Raw genomic sequence first — 2,325 nt, 5'->3', positions numbered from 1 at the left:
CCCCCCCCCCCCCGCCCCTGCTGTGTGTTTGGGCGGGGTTGCCGAAGTTGCGCCTTCCGTAACGTTATGTGGTTCGGTGGAATCACATCCCGCTCCACCGAGGAAGGTCCTGCTCATGTTTTCGTCCCTCATTCCGCCGCGTCAGGTGAAGATTGGTGACGCTGCGTCCTTCGTCGGCATCACACCGCGGGCGATCCGTCACTACCACGCGATCGGTCTGTTGCCGGAACCCGAGCGGGGCAGCGACGATCGGCGCCGCTACGGCTACGAAGAGATGATCCAGCTGTTGTGGATCCGCAAGATGGCTGACGCAGGGATTGCTCTTGATGACATCCGTGATGCCTTTGCCGACCCGGCTCCGGTTGATACTACTTCTGACGCAGGTCCTGCTGATATGGCTTCTGCTGATACGGCTCCTGCGGGCACAGCTCCTGCCCACGCGGACGGCGCTGACCCAGCTGCCGGTCAGGCTACTGCTGGGGCAGACAGCGACCGCGCCGTCACTGGCATTCTGGAACGGCTGGAGAGAACCCTGATCGCCCAGGAAGCTGAACTGCAGCGGCAGCGGGCTGCCGTGCAGCACATGCGATCCCGGGGGAGCAGAATGGGCCTGCTCTCCGACTTCGTCGCCGGCCGCCTTGAGAACCTGCCCGAGGGCTCCCTGCGCCAGGCCGACCTGGATAACCTGCTGGTCATTGAGCGAATCTTCGGCCCTCTTGGTGCGGCGGTGAACGCCAGCCGATACATTGCCCTGGCGACCCACCCGAGTCTGCGGGAGGAATCCGACCGCGTTGATGCTGCGGAGGAGGCCCTCGATGACACCGTCGCCGCCGATGACCCCCGAGTGGCAGCAGCAGCTGCCCAACGGCATGCCTTCGAAGAGGCGCTGAACAGGTCCATAGAGGACTCCGGCTTGGCTGAGGAGGAAAGCGCGGTTGTCGATTCCTGGGATGCGTTGCATCCCCTCCCCGCTGATGAAGGGGAGGGCGGGGTCGGCCCCGACGCTGGAACGGGGAAGATGTCCCTGAGCGCAGGCGACGCTATCAGAAAGATGCCCTACGACTGGTCCCCAGCTCGCCTGCGCTGCATGGAACTGACCCTGGAGATGTCCGCCCCCGAGCTACCAGCTTCATAGCCAGGGCGCACCCTTCTTGATTAGGGCTAGCGTCATGGGGTTAGAACGGTGGTGGATCGTCCAGGGGTGGTGCTGGAGGTGGGTCTGGTCGGGTGAGGTAGGTTTCGCCGGCGGGTGAGATCGCGATGATGGTGCCGGGTTCGGGTTGTCGGTACTGCCAGTAGCCTTCGGATTTGAGTTTGTGGTGGCGTTTGCACAGTGCGGCGAGGTTGCCGTAGCTGGTTCTCCCGCCTTGTGACCAGGGGGTGGTGTGGTCGAGTTCGCAGAACACTGCCAACCGGTTACATCCGGGGTGCCGGCAGGTTCGGTCTCTGACTCGGACTGCGTCTTGGAGGTCTTTGGGGACCCGGTAGGTGGTGGCGTCGGCGCCGAGTCTGGCCCCGGTGAAGGGGTGGGTGAGGATCCTGGTGAATGATGGGGCGTGCCCGGCGAGTTTGCGGGCCGTGTCGGGGTCAATCGGACCATGCCCTTCGAGCTCACCCGGTGCATCCCCGCCGAGGAGAGTCATTACCGGGACGGTCACGAATATCTTCGCCTGCACACCCCAGTAGGCGCTGCTGCCCTGAGTGTCCGTGAGGTTACTCTCGGCGCCAGCGATGTGCCCGGACGCGCCTGCGCTGGTGAGGGCGTCTGCGAGGACGTCGGCCCGTAGCTGGGTGAGGGTCCGTGGTTCGTCGGGGCCTTGCAGCGCGCGGGCTGCGGTGTCGACGCGGTGGAAGATCCCGGCGGCCTGATCAACTGGTAAGTAGGCTTCGAGCCATGCCATCCCGTCATAGCTCGGGGTCAGGAACACACCGCGTTCCTTCACCGCCTTCTTCTGCCGGGCGGCGATCGATTCCGGGTGGAGTTCTTCGCGGAGCCTGTTCGCTTGCTGCCGGAACTTCGCCACCGTGGTCACCGACGCCATCCCGATCAGCCGGGCCTCAAAAGCGGCGGTCACTGTGGGGTTGGTGTCGGGGATGCTGGCGGCTTCTTCGACCACAGCCCACGCATGACGCTTCGTAAGTTTCCCGGTCTCCAACGCTTCCAGGGTCGCCGGGCAGTACCGGGTGAGCAGCGTGCTGTGTTCGACGAGGAACCCAGCCGTCCGCTCCGGCACACGCAACGCTGCACTGATCTCAGTGGCGGTCACGGTCTTCTCGTACCCCCAGTCCCGGGGGTCGTTGCGGGTGTGTTCGGTTTGCAGGTCC

The 2,325-nt window shown here is 64.8% G+C and carries 2 protein-coding genes; one reads left to right on the top strand and one right to left on the bottom strand.

Annotated features, from left to right (window positions below; genetic code table 11):
• Window positions 1-115 precede the first annotated feature (115 nt).
• Window positions 116-1,135: a MerR family transcriptional regulator gene (locus ABD059_RS16520; RefSeq protein WP_343882031.1), complete on the top strand. Its 1,020-nt coding sequence runs from the start codon at window positions 116-118 to the stop codon at window positions 1,133-1,135.
• Window positions 1,136-1,175: 40 nt separating this feature from the next.
• Here the strand turns inward: ABD059_RS16520 and ABD059_RS16515 are convergent.
• On the bottom strand, window positions 1,176-2,325 hold a 1,150-nt coding region (locus ABD059_RS16515), incomplete at its 5' end, for an HNH endonuclease signature motif containing protein (RefSeq protein WP_343882029.1).

Origin of the sequence: Arthrobacter flavus (genome assembly GCF_039526005.1) — a bacterium.
In the GTDB taxonomy this organism is placed as follows: domain Bacteria; phylum Actinomycetota; class Actinomycetes; order Actinomycetales; family Micrococcaceae; genus Arthrobacter_D; species Arthrobacter_D flavus.
Note: the sequence above shows the minus strand (reverse complement) of the source record. Positions and strands in the feature narration are given on the sequence as shown.